Below are 20909 nucleotides of genomic sequence, written 5' to 3'. Positions count from 1 at the left end.
CTGTATAAAAGGTGTTTTGATCCCTGTCTCAAAAACGGGGGTCAGTCCCAAATAGGCTGCTTCTTTATTCATCAGATCTGTCCTTCAGCTTCCTTGGATTTACCTGTTTATTCAGATCAGGTTTTCCGCCTAGATGCTGAGAAATCTGTTCCCATGATACAATTTTGAAATTTTGATTGACAGCTTGTCCATTTTCTATATTTTCTCCGTCCTGCGCTACAAAAATGCCGTACGGATATTTTGGCCCCAGCCCGAAACCAAGAACATCAATACCGTCAGTATCACTCGTTCCGTCTATTTTCTCGCCATCCGTAATTTCAAAATTGGCAATATACTGATTGCCAGCCTGTCTTTCATACATCGCATAGCTGTTATTGCCTTGGCTTGAGGCGATAAGATAACCTTTTCCGTCCGGCGCATAATAAATGGTCAAGCCCTCAATATCAGCTGTCAAATGCTTTCCAGAAGCATGATCAATGACTTTGCCCTGCGATCCTCCAGATGGTTCAGCATTAAATTTCCAAATCGCTGTGTCTTCCTCCGCTATATAGAGATTCCCGTACTCGTCATCTGCGACGAGACCTTCAGTTTGTGAATGTAATTTGAATTGCCTCACTTTTTTCCCTGTTACATATCCCTTTCCATTGTCGGCAAGTTCATACTGCTCAAACTCTCCTTGCTTTCCCGTTACCAACGCATAAAATGCCCCTGTTTTTGGGCTGTGATACAGGCTGAAACCGTAAACTTCAGAAATATCAGTGGAAATAGGATGTTTTGGGTCTGTGATGCTTTTCAATTCACCTTTTTCCCCATCAATGGCGTAAACTTCAATCGAATTTTTTCCTTCTGTCCGGTTTGAAGCAGCGGCAATATCAATCTGTTTGCCGTTGAACGGAAAATCATAACGCAGATCGACATTATTCAGCTTGCCAAACTCGTAAGAATTGATCTGTTTGCCGTCCAAATCATACACGACTAACCCGGACTTCTTGTTTGTCGTTATCAATTTGCTTTTTTCCGGATGCTTTGCATCAACCCAAATGGACGGATCATCCGCTGCGTCATCTCCTGAAGCAACCGGGTCAGTCTCTCCCTTTGCCGTCACTTTGAAATGATTCACTTCATCAGCCTGATGAGCCGATACCGAGTTTGCAGATAAGCTAAGCAATAAACCCGCAGCGGCACTAAACAGAATAGTTTTTGGATACTTCATTTTACAGCCTCCTTATTTTAACCTTCATTTCTTATTGTAAAATATATGAAGTTGAAGAATAGTGAGACAATCGAACCTTTTTTTCGTAGTGTTTCTGATTCAAAAGAGAGCTTTTTATATGGACGTGATAAGATCATATGGGACCTGTTTATATGGAGCGAAAAAAGATCATATGAAAATTTAGTACACTGTTTATTTAGTTAGATTAAGCCAACCTCTTCATTTTCTATTAAAAAAGAACACCTTGTGACATCATCATTCCCCTAAATTTCGTTTTATTGGTTGCTTTCATTAACTCGATTAAAATGTTGAACATATAATGCATGGTAGAGAAACGAGAGTTGGAGGATAAGCCATGCCTAAACAGCAAACAGCAGAACTAAAACCATTTTTCCATAACAAAACAGTTTTAGTCACTGGCGGAACGGGTTCAATCGGAAGTCAAATTGTCAAACGCCTTTTGCTGCTTACACCAAAAAAGATCATTGTATTCAGCAAAGACGACAGTAAACAGTATGTAATGAGTCAAAAGTATGCGGAGGATCAGCGGCTTTCATTTATACTTGGAGATGTGCGCGACCACCGGAGAGTGAATCAGGTGATGACAGGTGTCGATATCGTCTTTCACGCAGCAGCGCTGAAACAGGTACCTACATGCGAAGACAATCCGTTTGAAGCGATCCAGACCAATCTCATCGGCGGACAGAATGTGGTGGAGGCCGCCCTAATCAATGGAGTACAGCACGTCATCAATATCAGTACAGACAAAGCTGTGTCCCCTGTAAACACAATGGGTGCCACTAAGCTGTTATCTGAAAAGCTGTTTCATCAAGCTAACCGCCACATTCAAAATAGAGGAACTGTTTTTTGTTCCGTCCGTTTCGGAAATGTTCTCGGCTCAAGAGGTTCAGTCATCCCTATTTTATTTGAACAAATGATGGAGGGTGAACCGCTGACCATCACAGACAAGAACATGACCAGATTTTTTATGTCTATTGATGATGCAGCCACACTGACACTGCAATCAGCCGCTATAACCACAGGCGGAGAAACTTTTATTTTTAAAATGGAATCACTGAAACTCGAGGAATTGATTCATGGATTTGAAGAATACGCAGCGCAGCACGGTCTCCCGCGCCCGGCCGCAATAGAAGTCGGCAAGCGTCCAGGTGAAAAGCTTCACGAAGAATTGACATCTCCCCACGAAGTAGAGTCACTATATGAATGGGGCAACCTATATGCTATCCTCCCAGAACCTGAAAAACATCCTGATTTTCGCAAAGTCAATTTGCCCGGATATCAGTCTGATCAGGCTCCTCTTATTACAAAAGACAGAATTGCCCAAATTATCGAAGACCTGCATAAAGAAAAAAAGGCATAAAACAAGCCTGTCTATCCATTAGGCAGGCTTGTTTTTTTCTTGCATTTTATTTGTCAAATAGGTGCTGATAGCTTTCATATCCCTCTTCTTTGAGCTTATCCTTAGGAATAAACCGCAGCGCCGCAGAATTAATGCAGTAACGAAGTCCGCTAGGCCCAGGTCCGTCATTAAATACATGTCCCAGATGGGAATCGGCTGTTCGGCTTCTGACTTCTGTCCGAATCATTCCGTGGCTCGTATCCTGTTTTTCTTCTACTTCTTCTTCCTCAATCGGCTTTGTAAAGCTTGGCCAGCCGCAATGGGAATCAAATTTATCCTTGGAGGTAAACAAAGGCTTTCCTGACACAATGTCAACATAAAGCCCTTCTTCCTTATGATCCCAATACTCATTTTGAAACGGCGGCTCCGTTCCGTTATTTTGTGTGACCTCGTATTGCATACGGTTTAATGACTTTATTCTTTCTTCTTTATTTAGCGTCATTTATTTCGCCCCCCAATGCTCACTAATAAATCCAGATCTTCCGGAGCCTGTCCGGTAACGCTGATAATGCCCTGGATTCTTTTTATAAAAATGCTGATGGTAATCTTCCGCTTCATAGAATGGTTCAGCCTTTAAAATGTCTGTCACGATAGGATCTTTAAAAATGCCGCTTTCCGCCAGCCGTTGTTTTGATGCTTCGGCAAGCTCCTTTTGTTTTTCATTATGATAAAAAATCGCTGCACGGTAAGAGCTGCCGCGATCAGCGAACTGGCCGCCTGCATCTGTCGGATCAATTTGCTGCCAGAACAGCTCTAACAGCTTTTCATAAGGGAATACATCAGGCTCAAACGTGATTTGTACAGCTTCACGATGCCCTGTTGTTTCGCTGCATACTTCTTCATACGTAGGGTTTTCAGTATGGCCGCCTGTATACCCGGACACCACTTTTTCAATTCCCGGCTGTTCGTCAAATGGTTTGACCATACACCAAAAACAGCCGCCTGCAAATGTGGCGAGTTCTTTTTTTTCAGACATACTGGTGCCTCCTTTGTTAATACGTGGTATTATTATATTATAGCATGTAAAAATAGAATGAAAATGATTCTGCTTTTCAATAAAAATCTATAGGTTTTGAGTATTAGCAATTATGTAATGGGGGTTCACAAATTTGAAAGTAAGAACACAAATGATGTATGATATGGAAACTTTACTCCGTAAAGTTTTTAAACAAATACGCAATGAAATCAACGATATTCTAGATAAAGAGCTTTCGCGGAATGAATTTACCATTTTGCGCATTCTAAGTGAACAGGGACCTAAGAAAGTGACGGAATTTGCGCCCATTTTGGAAGTATCGGCAAGCCATATTACCGCAGTGACTGACGCGCTGGTAGAAAAAGAATGGATCACGAGAATCAGATCGAAGGAAGATCGGCGGATCATCCGCATCCATATCACTGAAGCAGGTGAAAAAATCGTTCAGCATTTCAATGAGAAAAAAACTGAATATTTCTTTAAACGCTTTGATTGTTATACGGATACTGAACTCGCCACATTAATCGAGCTTTTCAGCAAACTTGATAAAAAACGGTAAAAAAAGCACATACCCATTTAGGGTATGTGCTTTTCGCAGCGCCTTTCTTATCTTTCAGTAAATAATTTCATCGTTTTCCAGCGGCCGTATCTGTAGTACAAAAACGCCGCACAGCTGCTGAATAAGAAACTCATACCGATTCCGAGACCGATCCCTTTCTGTCCAAGCCAAGCTGAAAACAGAGCCGTGAAAGGATATCTCAAAACCCAAAAAGAAATCAAATTTAAAACCAAAACCTGCATCATTGCCCCAGCGGCTCTGACAATTCCGTTCAGTACAAAATTAATACCGATAAAGGGATAGAAAAACGCAATCCACCGCAAATATTGTTCACCAAACGCTACCGCGTCAGGCTCACTAATAAATAATCTCATCAAGTATTTTCCAAATAACCAAATGATAATAGCAATTACGAGCATGCAAGAAAAAACAGACATCACACCAAGCTTCGCAATCGATTCCACTCTTTTATAGTTTCCGAGCCCGATATTTTGTCCCGCCATGCTGTTGACCGCCGTACCGGCCGCCATAGCCGGAAGTGTGATGATGCTGTCCAGCCGCTGCACCGCGCCAAATCCAGAGACCACATGCTCTCCATAGGAGTTGACGACGCTCATGATCGCCATCATTCCGCCTGTAATCACCATCATCTGCAGACCGGCGGGAATACCAAGTTTCAGAATCAAAGCAGTCTCTTCCCACTTAGGTGCTCTTGGCATAGAAAACGGAACCAGCTGATGTTTGATGACATAAAACAAACCGTAAAGAAACGCAATGCCCTGTGACAAAACAGTTGAATAAGCTGCTCCCGCAATCCCCATGCGGAAAAAAGAGATAAAAAGCGGTGCCAGCACAGCATTCAGCACAACGGCAAAAGCGATGAACCGCAGCGGTGTTTTGCTGTCGCCTAGCGCCCGAAGAACCGTACTGATAAAGTTATAACCAAACAGAAACAGTATGCCGATAAATTGAATCTGCAAATAGATCTCGGCAAGCGGAATCATGGACTCCGGCGTTTGCAGAAGACGCAGCAATGGTTCTGACAGGAAAAAACCGGCTGCGCCGAACCCTATGCTTAAGCCTGTTAATAAAACCACAAAGGCATTTATATACGACGCCATTCCTTTCTCATCATCTTTTCCCTTTTGCTGAGACAAAATGGTTAAGGTCGCATTATTAAGTCCCAAAATAAAAGACAGCACGGTTAAAACAATCGTGCTTGATACCGCGGCCGCGCCAAGCGCTTTTGCACCCAGCAAATTGCCGACCCATAAACTGTCTATGAATTGAAAAGAAACCTGCAGAGCATTTCCCAGCATAATAGGCATCGAAAACAGGATAAGCTGCCTCAGCACGTTTCCCTTCGTAAAATCGTATGCTTTCATTTCTTCTCCTTGTTCTCTTGTATTTTCGTTCAGCCGCATGAAAAAAGAGACGGTGCAGCATGTCTCTTTTTTTCATGATTTATCGGTTTTTTTTCGGTCTTTCATGCCAAATGTAAACACCATCACACTCAAAAACAATGCGCAGTACGAAATGTTCAAGTACATTTGATCCATATCCTCAGCCGCCAGATGATGATAAGCCAGCCAGCCGAAGTAAAGGGAAAACGTAAATGATAACAAACTGAAATACTGGTAAATCCGCTTCATTTCAGTCACCTCTATTGTTTAGGATGGTAATAGGAAAACTCAATTTCATCTTTTTCTAAATTAATTTTATCTGCTTTGACATACATACCGTTCGTTAATGGCATTTCAGACAAACGAACCTCAATGCTTTTATCACCGGGATGAACATGCACAAAGGATGGAAGTTCATAGAAGCTGTCCATATAATTTAACACAAAGCTAATAGGAATACTCAATTTTCCTAAGGAAAATTTCGTTACATTCAGCTCGACATCGCCATTCTTTTTCACGGTCGGCTCAAATGCGATAAACGCGTCAATTGACGTGGAAAAAGCCTTGATTTTCCCTGCCACATGGACATCATCCTCGATATCCACTTTGTAATCAAGCTGATTTGACGCTTTCTCGTTTAAATATGAGTTGACAAACGCAGCTAAGGATTCTTTTGTGCTTGTCACTTGAAATCCGTACTCGCTTTTAGAGGTATCCTCTACCTCAGCTTGCTTGCCCGGCAGCATGACCAGCGTCACAAATCCTACTGCTAGCACAATATTGATGGCAAGCAATATAAAAAACAGTCGTTTCCAGTTATTCATGATTTCACCCTACTCTTTCGGTAATCCTTCTTTTTCAATTGCTTGATAGACCCGCTTCGCTATTAAGGAATAACCCGTTCCATTAGGATGAAAATCATCTTCCTCAGAAATTCGTTTACTGTCACTTTTTTGATTGAACAAGTCTTCTATATTAATGATTTTTGCATGTTTATCTTTTTTCAGCTCTTTTTGAGCAATATTGTTCCAATCAGTGACTACCCCGTTTAATTCCTGTAATTCAGATAAAGTAAATGTAAACGGATTATACATGCTGACATAAATCAGCTCTGCGTGATTATTCAGCGCGCGGATTTCTGAAATGATTTTTTTAAAACGCTTTTCGTACGGCTTTTCCTCTTCCTGAAACGGTTCGACGGTTAATTGTAGGAAGTTTTGACGAAGGACCTTCATCAGATCATTACCGCCAATTGTTAAAAAGACATAATCTGCATCTTTTATGCCTTTTTGAACGTTTTTATCTTTTAGTTTCTCTAACAAATCTTCCGAACGATTCCCTTTGACGGCATAATTTTTAACGTCAACCTTTTTGACTTGCTCAATTGACCGGATAGAATCCGCCACCTTGCCGACATATCCCTTGCCCTCAGGATCTCCGACACCTTCTGTAAGCGAATCTCCGACAGCGGCAATGACAATGTGTTCCTTCGTTTTCAGTTCATGGGCTTTTTGTTTTCCCTCAGATGCTGTACGTATGCTCGTACATGCAGTAAGAAGCAAAATCAAACTGGCCATGAGTGCAAAAATGCGCAGTTTCAATCTTGTTGCTCCTCCCCATTCTACTAGTGGAAAGTGTATCATGTTTTAGGAGATTTGAAAATGCCTTGTCTTCGAGATTACTTGAGTTTACTAGCCGCTTTCACATCAGCGATAATGTCATCGTATGGTGTATTTTCTACTCCATTGTAATCTTTCAGCACTTTACCGTCAGGGCCTACTAAATAAAAAGAGGATTGATGAATGACCTGGTCCTGGCCTTCAGGTTTCTTCACGATCGCTTTAAAGCTATCAAACGCAAACGTTTCAATGTCACTTTGACTGTATCCCGTTAGAAAATCCCAGTTATCAAACGATAAAGGATAATTTGCCGCAAATTTTTTCAGCTGCTTCGGGTTATCATTCTCAGGATCAACACTAAAGGATACGATACGCACATCTATATTCTCAGCTTTTAATTTCTTTTGAAGATCTGTCATATGAGCCGTCATCGGCGGACACACGGTCTCACAATTGGTGAAAATAAAGTCTGCGAGCCAAACCTTTCCTTTTAAACTGTTTAAAGAAACATTTTTGCCATCTTGGTTTTTAAAAGTAAAAGACTCCACCTCGTAATTAAGCGGATCCTTAATCTGATGTCCTCCGCAGGCACACAAAAGCAGAAAAATCAGCCCCGCCGCCAACCCTTTGATCATCTTCATGCCGTTCACCCTTTCCAGCTTAAAGCGCTTACTAAATGCCGCGCTCACCTTCATGTTTAATTCTATACCCGCAAAAAAAATTCCTGCACGCCCCTTTGTCCGCCTGCGAGCGGCATAGCAAAGGGGACACACAGGAATAAACGGCGTATCACGCGTTGTGTTTTAACACCTCTTGATGAAAAACAGCCTGATAATCAGTCCATTTCATCCGGCGCTTCATATATTGTCGGAAAGAATACACTTTTGTCCTGCTTTTTGATGAAAACACTTCTTTTAAGTAGATCTGCAAATGCTGATTCAGCATAAAGAAATAATGTTCATCTTCCTTTAACACAGGTATTTCTGTCACTTTCACCTGAATCCCGTCGCTGCGTTTGAACTCTAGGCTTTTGAGTAACAAGCTATCAATCCTCATTTTTTGATTGTTTTCTTCTATTATATACAATGCCGGCCGGGCTGTCTGTCATTTTGCGCGGTTGTGCCGAAAAAATCAGATCAGCAGATGGAATAAATCTTGATCCTTATTTACCTCTAAATAATGAAACGCTTTTTTATTCATCCGTTCAATCAGCGGTCCATAGTCAGCTTTGTTTTGAAGCTCAATGCCGACCAGGGCCGGTCCGTTGCTTTTATTGTTTTTCTTCGTATACTCAAATCGTGTAATGTCATCATTCGGCCCAAGAACTTCGTCAAGAAATTCACGGAGTGCACCAGCTCTTTGCGGAAAATTGACGATAAAATAATGCTGAAGGCCTTCGAAAATCATAGACCGCTCCTTCATTTCCTGCATTCTTCCGATATCGTTATTGCCGCCGCTGACAACACATACTACGTTTTTCCCTTTAATTTCTTCCTTATATAAATCCAGTGCCGCGACAGAAAGAGCACCGGCCGGTTCAGCGACAATCGCACATTGATTATACAGTTCAAGAATGGCTGTGCATACCTTCCCTTCTGGCACGAGAAGTATGTCATCTACAACGGTTTCTAGCGCTTGAAAGGTTTCATCACCGATTTTTTTCACAGCCGCTCCGTCCACAAATTTATCAATTTTATCTAACGTGACGACATGTCCAGCTTTGTTAGATTCAAAATATGACGCAGCGCCCGCCGGTTCAACAGCGATTACTTTGGTTTCAGGAGACACGTTTTTCATATACGTGCCGACCCCTGCAAGAAGCCCGCCTCCCCCGACACTTCCAAATAGAAAATGCGGTTCTGTATCAATATCGTTTAAAATTTCGACCGCCAGAGTTCCCTGGCCGGCCATTACATCCGGATCATCAAACGGATGGATAAAGGTGCGGTGTTCCTGCTCACAGCATTCAACTGCGTTTTTATACGCATCATCAAAAGTATCACCTGTCAAAATAATATCGATAAATCCTTTTCCGAACAGTTCAACTTGTGACACTTTTTGTCTTGGTGTTGTGGAAGGCATGAAAATCTTCCCGTGAACGCCCAGGTGCTTACACGAAAACGCTACACCTTGCGCGTGGTTTCCGGCACTTGCGCACACGACTCCGTTTTTAGTCTGCTCGTCAGAGAGCTGCTTCATTTTGTTATAAGCCCCTCTGAGTTTAAAAGATCTGACTACCTGCAAGTCTTCTCGTTTCAAATAAATATTGCATTCGTATCTCTCAGAAAGTCTGTCATTCCTTTGCAGCGGTGTGTGAGTCACAACGTCCTTCACGTTTTGATGAGCCTTTAAAATGTCTTTTACTTGGATGAGAGAGTTTTCTTTAAGCAACGGTTTCATGTACAGATTCCTTTCTTGTTTTAAATCCCTATTTAATATGCCATTATAACATGAATATTCAAATAATAAGACAATTATTTTTATTTAGTAAATAAAAAAATGAATTATATACTAAGTTCCCCGCACCGTGATAACATCTGCGTGACCTGTATCCAGCAGCCTAAGAAAAAAGTTTCTTAAAGATAAAAGATGTTTTCATCTGAAAGGCATGCTATAATAGAACCAATTAGAACCAAAAGGAGCCAATAAATGATTACCGCACCTCGACCTTGCACTTTTCATAATCTAATTGGAGAGCATCAACTATTTCTCGAAACAAAACGAGTCGCCTTGCAGTTCGCCCTATCAGAGCTTCCTGTCCTGATCACAGGAAAGGTCGGAACAGGCAAGGATCATTTTGCACAGGCCATACACCAAGGCTCTTCAAGAAACGGCGAACCATTGATCAGTATCAATTGCAGCACCCATTCTGAAGAAAGCCTTGCATACGAGCTTTTTGGCGCTGATGATGCCTTGGGTGCGTTTCAAAAAGCCGCCCGAGGTACACTATTTCTTAATGACGTATGGAGTATGCCGGTTTCTGTACAAGCTAAGCTTCTAGAAGCACTTGACTCAGATGGGGAAAAACCGAGAATCATCTGTGCTTCTGCAATCCCGATAACAGTTGTTCCTGAAAATACATTCAGGCAGGACTTATTTTACAGGCTGAACATTTTAACGCTCACATTGCCGGTGCTGTCCGAGCGAAAAAGCGATATCCCCCTTTTGACCCAGTATTTCCTTTCTGAATCAGGGCAGCAATTGTTAATTGATCCCTCAGTCTTTCCGCTGCTTGAACAGCATCCCTTTGATGGGAATGTAAGAGAATTGAAAAACGCTGCAGATTATATGGCGGCTGTATCAAGCGGAGGAACCATTCATCCGTATGATGTGCCGCCGTATATACGGGACGGGCTAAATGAAAAAACGACGAAGAAAAAAGCGAAGCTTCTGACTTTAATGGAAAAAGCCGAGTTTCTGTTTATTTTGGAAACCATAAAAGTGTTAAATGAAAAAGGCGAACCGGCAAGCAGACGGATCATCTCTGAAAGCAGCAAAAACAGCCAAATCTCTTTAACGCCGCAGCAGGTCAGAAGCCGTCTCGATTATTTGGAGAAGAAAGAGTATGTGACAAAAAGCCGCGGACGTGCGGGCACGAAAATCACTTTAGAAGGGCTGAATTTTTTAGAAACGCTGCAAAAACAGATGATGTAGCAGCTAAAGAGAGGAGAATGTACGTGTATACAATAAAAGAAGAGATCGCCAACGCCATTACCCACGGCATCGGTGTGTTCTTATCCATACCAGCATTAGTGTTTCTCATTATATTTGCGGCTAATTACGGGTCCGCATGGGATATCGTCAGTTTTACCATATTTGGTGTTTCCATGCTGCTGCTTTATTTGAGCTCCACCCTGCTTCACAGCATTCAGCACAAAAAGACGAAAGATATCTTGGAGATTATTGACCATAGCGCCATTTACGTGTTGATTGCCGGAACCTATACCCCTTTTCTGCTTGGACCGTTAAAAGGCACACTCGGCTTCACCCTGCTCATCATCGTTTGGGCGCTAGCCCTTGGCGGAATCGTATTCAAAATTTTCTTCGTAAAACGCTTTATCATTTTATCTACCTTGATGTATTTATTAATGGGATGGCTAATGATTATAGCGGTTAAGCCTTTATATGCTTCACTGACAGGATCTGGATTCAGCCTTCTTTTACTTGGCGGTCTGTTGTATTCAGCCGGAACGATCTTTTATATTTGGAGAAAGATCCCCTTCCATCATGCCATTTGGCACAGCTTTGTTTTAGGCGGGAGTGCGGCGATGTTCTTCTGCGTGCTGTTCTATTGTGTGAAAGTGCCGTTTTTATCCTAATGAAAAAGCGCAGTCTCAGCGACTGCGCTTTTTTAGGCCCGTAATTGCTTCTCACTTACCGGTATATAAGCCTTGGAAAATGACACTTCTATATCTGCTGGCTTTAAGCGTTTAACAAGCGATCCCTTCAGCAGTTCATCGGTTCCTTTCGTTTCCACCATTACAACCGGAAGGCTGCAGCAGGCTGCAAGTTCCAATGGATTGATACAGCCATCTAAAGAAAGAATCATGCTTTGGCCTTTTTCTAATTGGGTCAAAATATCTTCATATACCATTTCAGAACTGCTCTCTCGAATGACATTCATCCGCTCAAGCCATTGTCCGATAATCGGTAAACGAAACACTTTGGGATTTGCGATAAATCCGGCTGGTTCTTCAATATACCCGGCAATCAAAGCAAGTTCAGGCAATCCTAAACGAGAATGCACATACAAAACAGGACCGCTCGGTATCGGCTCTGGCTGATGAATGGTGATGACAGATCCTGAAATGCCGATACAGCCTTCCAAAAACGCCTTTGGCTGCTCGTAAACAAGCGTCATCTGTTTTTTGTATGACAGACGCGGATCCAGCATTCTTTGATTAAACAATTGTTTTATATTTTTTAACAGCATATACATAATGTAAATCACTAGACAGCTGTAGCGAATCAATTAAAATCCTCCCGCTTCAGATGATACATTCTTTTTTTCATACACTAAAAATTCATAATCATACGGATTTTTTTCGTCCTTAGTCCCTTGCTCAGAAGAAACAAGTTTCCATTTGCTCTCATCAAATTCAGGAAAGTAGCGGTCTCCATCAAACTGGTGATGAATTTTTGTCATATACAGCCTGTCCGCATAAGGGAACAGCGCTGTGTAAAGCTGTGCGCCTCCGATCACGAAGCATTCCTCAGTATCTGAGGCAATCTGAAGCACATCCTCTATTGAACTGACGACGGTACAACCGGGAAATTCTGAATCGTGTGCAGATGTCACAACAATATTTTTCCGATTCGGAAGCGGACGTCCAATTGATTCATATGTTTTTCGCCCCATGATGATTGAATGTCCTGAGGTTATTTTTTTAAAGTATGCAAGGTCATTCGGCAAATGCCACGGCAAATCATTGTCCTTCCCGATAAGCCGGTTGGCATCCATCGCGAAAATGAATGAAATCATACGCTGACCGCTCCTTTAATATGCGGATGCGGATTGTAATCTTCAATGATAAAGTCTTCAAACGTAAAGCCGAAAATCGAATCAACCTCTCTGGCAAAACGAAGCTTCGGCAGCGGGCGGACATCTCTGGTCAGCTGCAAGTTAACCTGTTCAATGTGATTTTGATAAATATGAACATCGCCGAATGTATGAATAAACTCGCCCGGCTCAAGCCCTGTTACATGCGCGATCATCATCGTAAGCAGCGCATAAGAAGCTATATTAAACGGCACACCGAGGAAAACATCGGCTGAGCGCTGATAAAGCTGGCAGGACAGCTTGCCGTCAGATACATAAAATTGGAACAGGCAGTGGCACGGAGGCAAGGCCATTTTATCGATTTCACCAACATTCCATGCACTGACGATTAAACGTCTTGAGTTCGGATTTGTTTTAATATCTTCAACAAGACGTGAAATTTGATCAATGGTTTCTCCGTCAGCTCCCCGCCACGAACGCCATTGCGAACCATATACAGGTCCGAGTTCGCCGTTTTCATCAGCCCACTCATTCCAAATACGCACTCCGTTTTCCTGGAGATAGCGTACATTGGTATCACCCTTTAAAAACCAAAGCAGCTCATGCGCAATTGATTTAAAGTGAAGTTTTTTTGTGGTCAGCATCGGGAAGCCTTCCTGTAAATTAAATCTCATTTGATAACCGAAGGTGCTGATTGTTCCGGTTCCTGTACGGTCGCCCTTTTTTTCACCATGATCTAAAACATGTCGGCATAATTCTTTATATTGTTTCATTTTATTCATCCTTTAAAAGTAGTCTTATAGTAGTGTAACACAATAAAAAATCATTTCTGAACCCAGAAATGATTTTTTTTATAAGTCAGCTGACAACAGGCTTTTCGCCCTGTTCCTTTTCTTCATCTTGCAGATCCTGATGCGTATGGGCAATTCTGCTCGCTGCTGCGGCTGCAAGTGCTGCCACAATATCATCCAAAAATGTATGGATGCCGTCAGGGCTTTCATCGAGCTCCTTAATAATTCCGATCTTCTCTTTATCCAAATAACCAAAGTTGGTCAAGCCGATCGAACCGTACACATTAACGATTGAAAGAGGAATAATTTCATCTATGCCGTACAGCGGTTCATCTGTTTCAACAAGATGCTGCAGCGGTTCAGGAAGAAGTTTCTGCTCGGCAAGCTGATCAAGCGCCAGCCCAGTTAAAACAGCATGGATAATTTCACGCTTGTTCAGTACTTTTTCTACATTCTCCATACATACACTAAGCGGGAGATTTGGATTGTATTTTTCCTGAAGTTTTTGAACAATACGCGCAATATCTTCTATCATAACGCCCCGTTTGTTCAGCATATCTTTTGTTATATCGACCATTTCATTCATTGTGTACTTTTTCATATCTAATGGCATCTCCTTTAGGCACTCATCCAGTTGGGAGGTGTGTTGCGGTCCCAATAAATGCTCCCAAGCTCATGGTGTGATTGAAATCCATCTTCTGCTGTATGATAATGAAAATTAAACCAGTAGCCGTCATGCGGAGGGTGATCTCTTCGCACATGGAACCTGAGGAGGTCTTCTCCGGTAGTCCGATTAAAAACGTGAAAGATTTTCTCCGTTTTCCCCGCTGAAGGCTTGCTTGAAATCACAACATCTTGATACGCTTCGTCATCTTGTAATGTCGCTAAAAAGTCACATATGACGTTTTCGATTTTCGGCAGAATCTCTTTCCGATAGTCATCTTCAATGACCGGAGCAATTTTGCTGCCAAATTTCAAAAAAGACTGGTTTTCAGCGCTGTCAAGGAGCTGTTCCTTGTACGATTGAAAAAGTAATTCGGGGTCTCGCCTGTCTTCCGATTCATAATCATCGTACAGATCAAGCTCATCATAAAAAGCGGTGTAATCATTCTGCTCAAGACTGCTCGGCTGTCCTGAAGGCTTGTCTGCCATGAGAGCAGCCGGAGGAGATACGAGCCCGAACGTTACGATGGTAAATAAAACCACAAGGGTCTTTCTCATCCACAATTTCATGACTGCTTATTCCTCTCTATTTTATTGTCATGTTTCTCTTATTTTATCATAGGTCGAACTTACAAGTCATGTACTATATAAAGCTCTAAGTCAATTTAGGAGATTTGTTGCTTTGCTGCGTGTGTAAAAACGCTTACAATATAATATGAAAGGAGGCCTTCCGCATGATTGACGCTTTGTTTGCAACGGTTTCACTTTTAACATTATTATACTTTGTCGTCATGGAAGTCACCGATTAGAAACAAGCCCGTGAGGTTCTTCACGGGCTTGTTTCGCTTGCGATTTGAATAACACCGTAGTGAAAAAGCGCTGTTTTTCTTTTCAATACGTTAAAACCAAATTGGTTAAAGCGCGGGCTTTTCCAATGGTCTTTGAGTACCACGCTTTTTCTGGCTGCCCGCACCGCTTCTTTGATGCAGCCGTCGGCCAATGCAGAATCCTCAGCCAGCTCTCGTAATGGCGCGATGCCATCAGACGACTCTACAGGCTCATGAAACATCGGATCAAAATAAATGACATCTACTGATTTGTCAGGCAGCCGCTTTAGATAGTCAAAGCAATCCGCATGATTCACTTGTATTCTTCTCATGGCAGCTTGAAGCTGTTCTATACCGGTTTCCCATGAATGGAGCCCCGTATTCACCAGAACGGACACAAGCTTGTTTTTTTCCAGCCCGATCACCGACCCGGTTTCGCCAACCGCCATACTTGCAATAATAGCGTCGGAAGCCAGACCGAGCGTGCAATCCAAAAAAGAATCTCCGGCCGTTAAGCCGGCTGCCCGAAGCATTGGCTCTTGCTCGCCGCGCATAAACCGTTTAGCTCTGAACATCGCTGTATTCGGATGAAAAAAGAATTTACCGCCTTGTTTTGTATAAAGTTCGAACCGCTCTTTTCCAATCACGAGCAAATCACGCTCAGCTGACTTCAGCATATTTTCAACAGTTTGTTTATTTCGGTCGCAATATTGTATACCCAACTCTTCCGAAAGCATTTTTGCGATCTTTATCGTGTGGTCAGACGGTCTATAGCTTGTTGTAATCATGATCTATACTCCAAAAGAAAATGCCCGGAAAACGGGCATTTAGCAGTGTGCATCAAAGGCGTCAGTTAAGTTTTTCATGATTTCTTCCATTTCGTGCCCTTCAATCTCATGGCGCGGAATAAAATGCACGACTTCTTTGCCTTTCAAAAGAGCCATTGACGGTGAAGAAGGCTCCTGGCCTGTAAAATACTCCCGCATTTTCGCAGTGGCTTCTTTATCTTGGCCCGCAAATACTGTCACCGTATTGTCAGGTGTTTTGTCGTTCTGCAGGACTGCCTGAGTTGCCGCAGGACGCGCAAGACCAGCCGCACAGCCGCAAACAGAGTTAACGACTACGAGAGTTGTGCCCTCTGCCTTTTCCATAAAATTCTCCACTTCTTCTGCCGTTGTTAATTCTTCAAAACCGGCCCCAGTCAGCTCGCGGCGCATCGGAACGACAAGCTGGCGCATATATTCTTCATAAGCCATTGACATAAAAAAAGCCCCCTCTATTATCCTTCATCTGAAGTAAAGGATACTATAGAGAGAGCCGGATTTCAAATGTTCACGTCTTAAAATAAGAGAATGTGATCCTGATGTCTAGATTTTCATGATACCGCCCGTATTGGCACTTGTCACGAGTTTAGAATAACGGGCTAAATAGCCGGTTTTCACTTTTGGCTCAAAGCCTTTCCAATTCGCTTTTCGTTTTTCCCATTCTTCTTCCGGCACTTGAACGTCTAGGATGCGTTTTTCAATATCAACGATGATATGATCGCCGTTTTCAACAAAGGCAAGCGGTCCGCCTTCTGCTGCCTCTGGTGATACGTGTCCGATTGAAAGGCCTCGTGATGCTCCGGAAAAACGCCCGTCTGTAATCAGCGCTACTTTCGGACCAAGCCCCATTCCGACAATCTGTGATGTAGGTGCAAGCATTTCAGGCATACCCGGCCCGCCCTTTGGCCCTTCGTAACGAATGATGACGACATCGCCTTCTTTTACTTTCCGGTTGATAATGCCGTCTAGCGCCTCATCCTGAGAGTCGAACACGACAGCGGGCCCTTCGTGTCTCGTAATTCCGTTCTGTACGCCGCCGGTTTTGATGATAGCGCCGTCCGGAGCCAGATTTCCGAATAATACGGCAAGACCGCCCTTTTCAGTGAATGGCTGATCTAACGGATGAATCACGTTATAATCCTTCACTTCATGTCCGGCAATGGTTTCTCCAAGCGTCTGACCTGTAACTGTCAGCGCGTCCAAATGAAGTGCTCCTTCTTTTTTAGAAAGCTCATTCAATGCTGCAGACACACCGCCCGCTTCATGAAGATCTTCAATAAATACATCAGATGCAGGCGCCAGCTTGGCCAAATGCGGCACGCGCTCTGCGACTTCATTGATGCGTTCTAAAGAGTATTCAACGCCAGCTTCATTTGCAAGGGCAAGCGTATGAAGTACAGTATTTGTTGAACCGCCGAGCGCCATATCAAGCGCAAACGCGTTATCAATCGCTTTTACTGTAACGATATCTCTCGGTTTGATGTCTTTGCGAATGGTTTCCATTAATTGCGCAGCTGATTTTCTGACAAACTCTTTTCGTTCCGGTGATGTCGCAAGAATGGTTCCATTACCAGGCAAAGCCAATCCAAGCGCTTCTGACAGACAGTTCATTGAGTTTGCTGTAAACATTCCCGAGCAAGATCCGCATGTCGGGCAGCCGAACTGTTCTAATTCTTGAAGTTCGCTTTCGCCGATTTTTCCAGCTTGATAAGCACCGACTCCCTCAAATACTGAAGAAAGAGAGATTTTGCGGCCGTCGCTTGTTCTTCCTGCCGCCATCGGTCCTCCGCTGACAAAAATGGTCGGAATGTTGATGCGCATAGCCGCCATAAGCATTCCCGGCGTGATTTTATCACAGTTCGGAATACAAACCATTCCGTCAAACCAGTGCGCTGATACCACAGTTTCCACTGAGTCCGCGATGATCTCACGGCTCGGGAGCGAATATCTCATTCCGATATGCCCCATTGCTATTCCGTCATCTACACCGATTGTATTAAATTCAAACGGTACGCCTCCGGCTTCTCTGATTGCTTCTTTTACGATTTTTCCAAACTCCTGCAAGTGAACATGACCGGGAACGATATCAATATATGAGTTACAAACCGCAATAAACGGTTTGCCAAAATCCTCTTCTTTCACACCTGCTGCGCGAAGCAAGCTGCGGTGCGGTGCTCTATCGATTCCTTGTGTGATCATGTTACTGCGTAATTCTGCCATGGTGATCCTCCTAAATAGTCTCAATTGTTAGATTGAATTTTATTTTAACAATTTTCAGTTTATTTGTGGGCCGTTTTTTCTAAATCGCATGATTTCAGGCCGCCCTTTCCTCGGTTGTTTGATTCATGTTTTTATATTTATATAGCTTTATGTCGATGTGAACCCTCCAACTATTAATATTGTTACTTACTATATATAGTTTTTGACTATTTTTCAACAATATTCGAAATAATTTTTATAAAAAGTGAATTCAAACAAAAAAGGTGCACGATCTGCACCTTCATCTTCTTTTTTATTCGCCTTTTTTTCTGCTCTCTGTCATTTGTTTCCAGACTGAACCTTTTGCCTCTTCCCCATGTTCGATTCGTTCCAGCGCCATTTTCACTTGAAGGCTGACTTCGAATTCCGGATCATCTTCAGCAGCCCGCAAAGCTTCTATCGCGCTTTCATCACCGACTTCGTAAAGGAACATAGCGGCGCGCCAGCGGACCAGCTTGCTTGAGTCGCTTAACGATTTTATCATCGCAGGGATGGCTTGAGGGTCGCCGATATCAGAAAGGCAGTCTCCAGCCGTCCTTCTCACCGATACAGACTTATCCTCAAGCGCCTTATACAATAGAGGAAGAACATCAGGTGATTCAATCATTCCCAAATACACAACAGCCTGTCTTCTGATGGACACCTTCGGATCATCCAATGCTTTTTGCAAAACGGGGATGTCCTCTTCTTTCGGATCCATCTGCTCCAAGTGTGCGTACCGCTGCTTCCAGTCCTCATCATCCAGCATGTCAAGCGTTACTTTATAGGTTTTGCGCTGTGCCGTTTGTTTCGTTTCACCTTTACCTTGGGCCGCTGCTTCCGTTAGCCGTTTCAGCCTTTCATCACTGTAAGCGGCCTGAAGCTCTTCTGTCACGTCATGGCCGATTTCAGTAAAATCGCCGAATCTGACGCCTTGTTCTTTCCAAGCACGTTCAAACACAACATTTGACGCTTCAGATCTGAGTTTTAAGATCGCCTGCTGAAAACGGTCAGGAAGCCCTAACCGCTCTTCACGCTCGCCATCTGTCAATTTGACTTGCATAGGAATTCCGCTGAACATCTGTACAAAAACTTTCACTTCTCCAAATGACTCCTGATCCGAGCGGTTTTCTGCACTCTCAGCGCTCTCCATTCCAAACGCCGTCCGGACTTGCGGTAAAATGTCTTTCCAGTCATATCTGGCGTTCCGTTCAACCGCAAGAAAGTCGGCAACGTGATATACCCCTTTAACTCCTTCAATATTTAGGATTTCCACGACAACAGGCGGGGCGCCTTCTGCCTGATCCGGTTTATAATTATTGCTTTTGCCCGCCGGAAGCTCTTCCGTTAAGATGACCTTCATTGTATTCGGACTTGGCGTCGGTTCAATTGATTTTATCTTCATGATTGTCCTCCTATAGCCTATCTGTGACTTATTCTAACATAGTCGCCCCGCGCCTTCTATTACGATGTTTCAATATCAATTCCGGGAATTTCTTTTCCTAATTGACTGACAAAATGAAGCATAAATTTATGCCTCTCGTCGGCCATTTCTCTTGCGGTATCTGTATTCATCATATCTTTTAGGAGCAGCAGCTTGCTGAAAAAGTGGGCATATGCACTCTTATCATTTCCATAAAGGCTATGTCCCTTTGCTCCCGCAAACATAAACGTCCGTGCTATACCAACTGCGCCGATTGCATCCAGCCTGTCAGCATCCTGTACGATTTTCCCCTCAAGTGAAAGCGGTTCTTTTCCGAGCTTTTCCCTGTCCCGAAAGGACATTCTAGTAATAATGTGAATAATTCTTTCAGCCTCATCTTTTCCGGCTCCTAAAGAAACCAGCCGTTCGTCCACCTCACTGACTGAAAGCCTGATGGCGTCAGGCAGCTTCACATCAATCAAATCATGAACCAAGGCTGCCGCTTCAACGACGAACAAATCCGCATTTTCCTTTTTTCCAATATATAAAGCAAGCTCTGCAACTCTTGACACATGAAGCCAATCATGACCCGTGCTTTCCCCGCTCAGAACAGATTTGACCCATGTCCTGATTTGCTCTGTCTGCATCAGTTTTCGATCCCTCTTTATTGTCCTAATAACTTCGTAATAACGTCTTCCAGCTCTTTCGGATTTGTGTTTGGTGAATAGCGGCCGGCTATTTCTCCGTTTCTGTCCACTACAAATTTAGTGAAATTCCATTTGATCGCCTTTGTTCCAAGCATGCCTTTCGCATTGTCTGTCAAAAACGCAAAAAGCGGGTGGGCATTTTTTCCGTTCACCTCGACTTTTGAAAACATGGGAAACGTAACGCCGTAATTTGTTTCGCAAAATTCCTGTATGTCTTCCTCGTCGTCAGGCTCCTGATTCATAAATTGATTGCAGGGGAACCCTAAAATCTCCAGGCCCTCCGGCTGGTATGTATCATACAACTCCTGAAGCTGCTTAAATTGAGGAGTAAAACCGCATTTACTGGCTGTGTTAACAATGATCAACACCTTTCCGGCAAATGGCTGAAGTGTCATGTCTTTGCCTGTAATGGTGCGTACCCTCATATTGTATATAGACATTGAAATTCCCTCCTAATGAACCTGAGTGCTGTGATTATTTTACCTTTTTTCCTGTTTCAAAACAAAACGGAAGCTCTAGGTTTATCAATTGTACAGACATCGTGTTTAACGGATGTTCTTCCCTCATCGATCATTTGTTTATGGACAGAAACATCTCTTGAGAAGGAGCTATTATTCTATATATTGCATGACACCTGGAAAACTCATTACAGTGAAACCAAAAGTCATATGTTTGCGTTTATTATATAGTATTTTCTGCTGCTCCCCTTCAAACCCTTATAGATAGATTGAAAATTGGCGGGAAAA

The 20909-nt window shown here is 43.0% G+C and carries 25 protein-coding genes; 4 read left to right on the top strand and 21 right to left on the bottom strand.

The features are described from left to right. Nucleotides 1–64: 64 nt before the first annotated feature. Nucleotides 65–1213: a phytase gene (locus LNN34_RS04440; RefSeq protein WP_229042804.1), complete on the bottom strand. Its 1149-nt coding sequence runs from the start codon at nucleotides 1211–1213 to the stop codon at nucleotides 65–67. A gap of 355 nt (nucleotides 1214–1568) precedes the next feature. Here LNN34_RS04440 and LNN34_RS04435 point away from each other — a divergent pair, with 355 nt between their 5' ends. Continuing rightward, nucleotides 1569–2594 (top strand): SDR family NAD(P)-dependent oxidoreductase, encoded by a 1026-nt coding sequence (locus tag LNN34_RS04435; protein ID WP_059336589.1) that lies wholly within the window; start codon nucleotides 1569–1571, stop codon nucleotides 2592–2594. Between the two features lie 46 nt (nucleotides 2595–2640). On the opposite strand, the gene msrB is transcribed toward LNN34_RS04435, so the two are convergent. Both msrB and msrA read right to left on the bottom strand, forming a co-directional pair. Next, a complete protein-coding gene (msrB, locus tag LNN34_RS04430) occupies nucleotides 2641–3075 on the bottom strand; it encodes a peptide-methionine (R)-S-oxide reductase MsrB (RefSeq protein ID WP_024121776.1) in 435 nt (144 codons plus the stop codon). Further along, entirely contained in the window at nucleotides 3076–3609 is a 534-nt protein-coding gene (gene msrA, locus LNN34_RS04425; RefSeq protein ID WP_024121777.1) for a peptide-methionine (S)-S-oxide reductase MsrA, read from the bottom strand. A 133-nt stretch (nucleotides 3610–3742) separates the two neighbouring features. Between msrA and LNN34_RS04420 the strand changes: the two genes are divergently transcribed. Beyond that, nucleotides 3743–4168: a MarR family transcriptional regulator gene (locus LNN34_RS04420; RefSeq protein ID WP_024121778.1), complete on the top strand. Its 426-nt coding sequence runs from the start codon at nucleotides 3743–3745 to the stop codon at nucleotides 4166–4168. Nucleotides 4169–4215: 47 nt separating this feature from the next. Here LNN34_RS04420 and LNN34_RS04415 read toward each other — a convergent pair whose 3' ends face one another. The 7 genes from LNN34_RS04415 to ilvA all read right to left on the bottom strand — a co-directional run bounded on the left by LNN34_RS04415 (nucleotide 4216) and on the right by ilvA (nucleotide 9590). Further along, nucleotides 4216–5553: an MATE family efflux transporter gene (locus tag LNN34_RS04415; protein ID WP_059336682.1), complete on the bottom strand. Its 1338-nt coding sequence runs from the start codon at nucleotides 5551–5553 to the stop codon at nucleotides 4216–4218. 72 nt (nucleotides 5554–5625) lie between these two features. Then, on the bottom strand, nucleotides 5626–5820 hold the full coding sequence (gene ypmT, locus LNN34_RS04410) for a protein YpmT (protein ID WP_044155479.1): 195 nt from the start codon (nucleotides 5818–5820) through the stop codon (nucleotides 5626–5628). An 11-nt stretch (nucleotides 5821–5831) separates the two neighbouring features. Continuing rightward, the gene (locus tag LNN34_RS04405; protein WP_217827709.1) at nucleotides 5832–6395 is read right to left on the bottom strand and encodes a YpmS family protein; all 564 of its coding nucleotides are present in this window, start codon (nucleotides 6393–6395) and stop codon (nucleotides 5832–5834) included. A 9-nt stretch (nucleotides 6396–6404) separates the two neighbouring features. Further along, the gene (locus tag LNN34_RS04400; RefSeq protein ID WP_069487336.1) at nucleotides 6405–7172 is read right to left on the bottom strand and encodes an SGNH/GDSL hydrolase family protein; all 768 of its coding nucleotides are present in this window, start codon (nucleotides 7170–7172) and stop codon (nucleotides 6405–6407) included. 77 nt (nucleotides 7173–7249) lie between these two features. Next, the gene (locus LNN34_RS04395) at nucleotides 7250–7831 is read right to left on the bottom strand and encodes an SCO family protein (protein ID WP_229042803.1); all 582 of its coding nucleotides are present in this window, start codon (nucleotides 7829–7831) and stop codon (nucleotides 7250–7252) included. 148 nt (nucleotides 7832–7979) lie between these two features. Further along, a complete protein-coding gene (locus tag LNN34_RS04390; protein ID WP_059293739.1) occupies nucleotides 7980–8231 on the bottom strand; it encodes a DUF2535 family protein in 252 nt (83 codons plus the stop codon). 90 nt (nucleotides 8232–8321) lie between these two features. Then, the gene (gene ilvA / locus LNN34_RS04385) at nucleotides 8322–9590 is read right to left on the bottom strand and encodes a threonine ammonia-lyase IlvA (protein ID WP_044155473.1); all 1269 of its coding nucleotides are present in this window, start codon (nucleotides 9588–9590) and stop codon (nucleotides 8322–8324) included. A 249-nt stretch (nucleotides 9591–9839) separates the two neighbouring features. Here ilvA and LNN34_RS04380 point away from each other — a divergent pair, with 249 nt between their 5' ends. Both LNN34_RS04380 and trhA read left to right on the top strand, forming a co-directional pair. Next, nucleotides 9840–10844, top strand: a complete 1005-nt coding sequence (locus tag LNN34_RS04380; protein WP_069487335.1) for a sigma 54-interacting transcriptional regulator — start codon at nucleotides 9840–9842, stop codon at nucleotides 10842–10844. Nucleotides 10845–10867: 23 nt separating this feature from the next. Further along, nucleotides 10868–11509, top strand: a complete 642-nt coding sequence (gene trhA, locus LNN34_RS04375; protein ID WP_059352472.1) for a PAQR family membrane homeostasis protein TrhA — start codon at nucleotides 10868–10870, stop codon at nucleotides 11507–11509. Nucleotides 11510–11541: 32 nt separating this feature from the next. Here the strand turns inward: trhA and LNN34_RS04370 are convergent, their stop codons facing one another. The 11 genes from LNN34_RS04370 to LNN34_RS04320 form a co-directional block, all read right to left on the bottom strand. Then, nucleotides 11542–12162: a hypothetical protein gene (locus LNN34_RS04370; protein WP_059352471.1), complete on the bottom strand. Its 621-nt coding sequence runs from the start codon at nucleotides 12160–12162 to the stop codon at nucleotides 11542–11544. Further along, nucleotides 12163–12672, bottom strand: a complete 510-nt coding sequence (dfrA, locus tag LNN34_RS04365) for a dihydrofolate reductase DfrA (RefSeq protein WP_024121790.1) — start codon at nucleotides 12670–12672, stop codon at nucleotides 12163–12165. Beyond that, nucleotides 12669–13463: a thymidylate synthase gene (locus tag LNN34_RS04360; RefSeq protein WP_044155467.1), complete on the bottom strand. Its 795-nt coding sequence runs from the start codon at nucleotides 13461–13463 to the stop codon at nucleotides 12669–12671. Before LNN34_RS04360 ends, dfrA begins: the two co-directional genes overlap by 4 nt. An 85-nt stretch (nucleotides 13464–13548) precedes the next feature. Beyond that, complete coding sequence (locus LNN34_RS04355; RefSeq protein ID WP_044155466.1) at nucleotides 13549–14082, bottom strand: phosphatidylglycerophosphatase A; 534 nt, start codon at nucleotides 14080–14082, stop codon at nucleotides 13549–13551. Nucleotides 14083–14099: 17 nt separating this feature from the next. After that, a complete protein-coding gene (locus LNN34_RS04350; protein WP_059293735.1) occupies nucleotides 14100–14714 on the bottom strand; it encodes a YpjP family protein in 615 nt (204 codons plus the stop codon). Nucleotides 14715–14973: 259 nt separating this feature from the next. Then, a complete protein-coding gene (locus tag LNN34_RS04345; protein WP_044155464.1) occupies nucleotides 14974–15759 on the bottom strand; it encodes a class I SAM-dependent methyltransferase in 786 nt (261 codons plus the stop codon). Nucleotides 15760–15798: 39 nt separating this feature from the next. Next, nucleotides 15799–16233 carry a bacilliredoxin BrxA gene (brxA, locus tag LNN34_RS04340; RefSeq protein ID WP_024121794.1) on the bottom strand — a complete coding sequence of 145 codons (435 nt, stop codon included), beginning with the start codon at nucleotides 16231–16233 and terminating at the stop codon, nucleotides 15799–15801. Between the two features lie 105 nt (nucleotides 16234–16338). Next, nucleotides 16339–18015, bottom strand: a complete 1677-nt coding sequence (gene ilvD, locus LNN34_RS04335; protein WP_059293734.1) for a dihydroxy-acid dehydratase — start codon at nucleotides 18013–18015, stop codon at nucleotides 16339–16341. Nucleotides 18016–18307: 292 nt separating this feature from the next. Continuing rightward, nucleotides 18308–19438 carry a conserved virulence factor C family protein gene (locus tag LNN34_RS04330; RefSeq protein ID WP_069487334.1) on the bottom strand — a complete coding sequence of 377 codons (1131 nt, stop codon included), beginning with the start codon at nucleotides 19436–19438 and terminating at the stop codon, nucleotides 18308–18310. A 59-nt stretch (nucleotides 19439–19497) separates the two neighbouring features. Beyond that, the gene (locus LNN34_RS04325; RefSeq protein ID WP_069487333.1) at nucleotides 19498–20103 is read right to left on the bottom strand and encodes an HD domain-containing protein; all 606 of its coding nucleotides are present in this window, start codon (nucleotides 20101–20103) and stop codon (nucleotides 19498–19500) included. 17 nt (nucleotides 20104–20120) lie between these two features. Beyond that, the gene (locus LNN34_RS04320; protein WP_059336597.1) at nucleotides 20121–20603 is read right to left on the bottom strand and encodes a glutathione peroxidase; all 483 of its coding nucleotides are present in this window, start codon (nucleotides 20601–20603) and stop codon (nucleotides 20121–20123) included. Between the last annotated feature and the right edge of the window lie 306 nt (nucleotides 20604–20909).

Source organism: Bacillus sp. AF23, from assembly GCF_020861455.1.
Classification (GTDB): Bacteria; Bacillota; Bacilli; order Bacillales; family Bacillaceae; genus Bacillus; species Bacillus halotolerans.
Note: the sequence above shows the minus strand (reverse complement) of the source record. Positions and strands in the feature narration are given on the sequence as shown.

What these genes read in the sequence shown, in the direction of transcription:
- msrB (WP_024121776.1), bottom strand. Translation starts at nt 3,075, where the DNA reads ATGACGCTAAATAAAGAAGAAAGAATAAAGTCATTAAACCGTATGCAA.
- ypmT (WP_044155479.1), bottom strand. Translation starts at nt 5,820, where the DNA reads ATGAAGCGGATTTACCAGTATTTCAGTTTGTTATCATTTACGTTTTCC.
- LNN34_RS04360 (WP_044155467.1), bottom strand. Translation starts at nt 13,463, where the DNA reads ATGAAACAATATAAAGAATTATGCCGACATGTTTTAGATCATGGTGAA.
- LNN34_RS04330 (WP_069487334.1), bottom strand. Translation starts at nt 19,438, where the DNA reads ATGAAGATAAAATCAATTGAACCGACGCCAAGTCCGAATACAATGAAG.
- LNN34_RS04440 (WP_229042804.1), bottom strand. Translation starts at nt 1,213, where the DNA reads ATGAAGTATCCAAAAACTATTCTGTTTAGTGCCGCTGCGGGTTTATTG.
- LNN34_RS04395 (WP_229042803.1), bottom strand. Translation starts at nt 7,831, where the DNA reads ATGAAGATGATCAAAGGGTTGGCGGCGGGGCTGATTTTTCTGCTTTTG.
- LNN34_RS04350 (WP_059293735.1), bottom strand. Translation starts at nt 14,714, where the DNA reads ATGAAATTGTGGATGAGAAAGACCCTTGTGGTTTTATTTACCATCGTA.
- LNN34_RS04345 (WP_044155464.1), bottom strand. Translation starts at nt 15,759, where the DNA reads ATGATTACAACAAGCTATAGACCGTCTGACCACACGATAAAGATCGCA.
- msrA (WP_024121777.1), bottom strand. Translation starts at nt 3,609, where the DNA reads ATGTCTGAAAAAAAAGAACTCGCCACATTTGCAGGCGGCTGTTTTTGG.
- ilvA (WP_044155473.1), bottom strand. Translation starts at nt 9,590, where the DNA reads ATGAAACCGTTGCTTAAAGAAAACTCTCTCATCCAAGTAAAAGACATT.
- LNN34_RS04435 (WP_059336589.1), top strand. Translation starts at nt 1,569, where the DNA reads ATGCCTAAACAGCAAACAGCAGAACTAAAACCATTTTTCCATAACAAA.
- LNN34_RS04325 (WP_069487333.1), bottom strand. Translation starts at nt 20,103, where the DNA reads ATGCAGACAGAGCAAATCAGGACATGGGTCAAATCTGTTCTGAGCGGG.
- LNN34_RS04320 (WP_059336597.1), bottom strand. Translation starts at nt 20,603, where the DNA reads ATGTCTATATACAATATGAGGGTACGCACCATTACAGGCAAAGACATG.
- ilvD (WP_059293734.1), bottom strand. Translation starts at nt 18,015, where the DNA reads ATGGCAGAATTACGCAGTAACATGATCACACAAGGAATCGATAGAGCA.
- LNN34_RS04355 (WP_044155466.1), bottom strand. Translation starts at nt 14,082, where the DNA reads ATGAAAAAGTACACAATGAATGAAATGGTCGATATAACAAAAGATATG.
- brxA (WP_024121794.1), bottom strand. Translation starts at nt 16,233, where the DNA reads ATGTCAATGGCTTATGAAGAATATATGCGCCAGCTTGTCGTTCCGATG.
- LNN34_RS04380 (WP_069487335.1), top strand. Translation starts at nt 9,840, where the DNA reads ATGATTACCGCACCTCGACCTTGCACTTTTCATAATCTAATTGGAGAG.
- LNN34_RS04405 (WP_217827709.1), bottom strand. Translation starts at nt 6,395, where the DNA reads ATGAATAACTGGAAACGACTGTTTTTTATATTGCTTGCCATCAATATT.
- LNN34_RS04415 (WP_059336682.1), bottom strand. Translation starts at nt 5,553, where the DNA reads ATGAAAGCATACGATTTTACGAAGGGAAACGTGCTGAGGCAGCTTATC.
- dfrA (WP_024121790.1), bottom strand. Translation starts at nt 12,672, where the DNA reads ATGATTTCATTCATTTTCGCGATGGATGCCAACCGGCTTATCGGGAAG.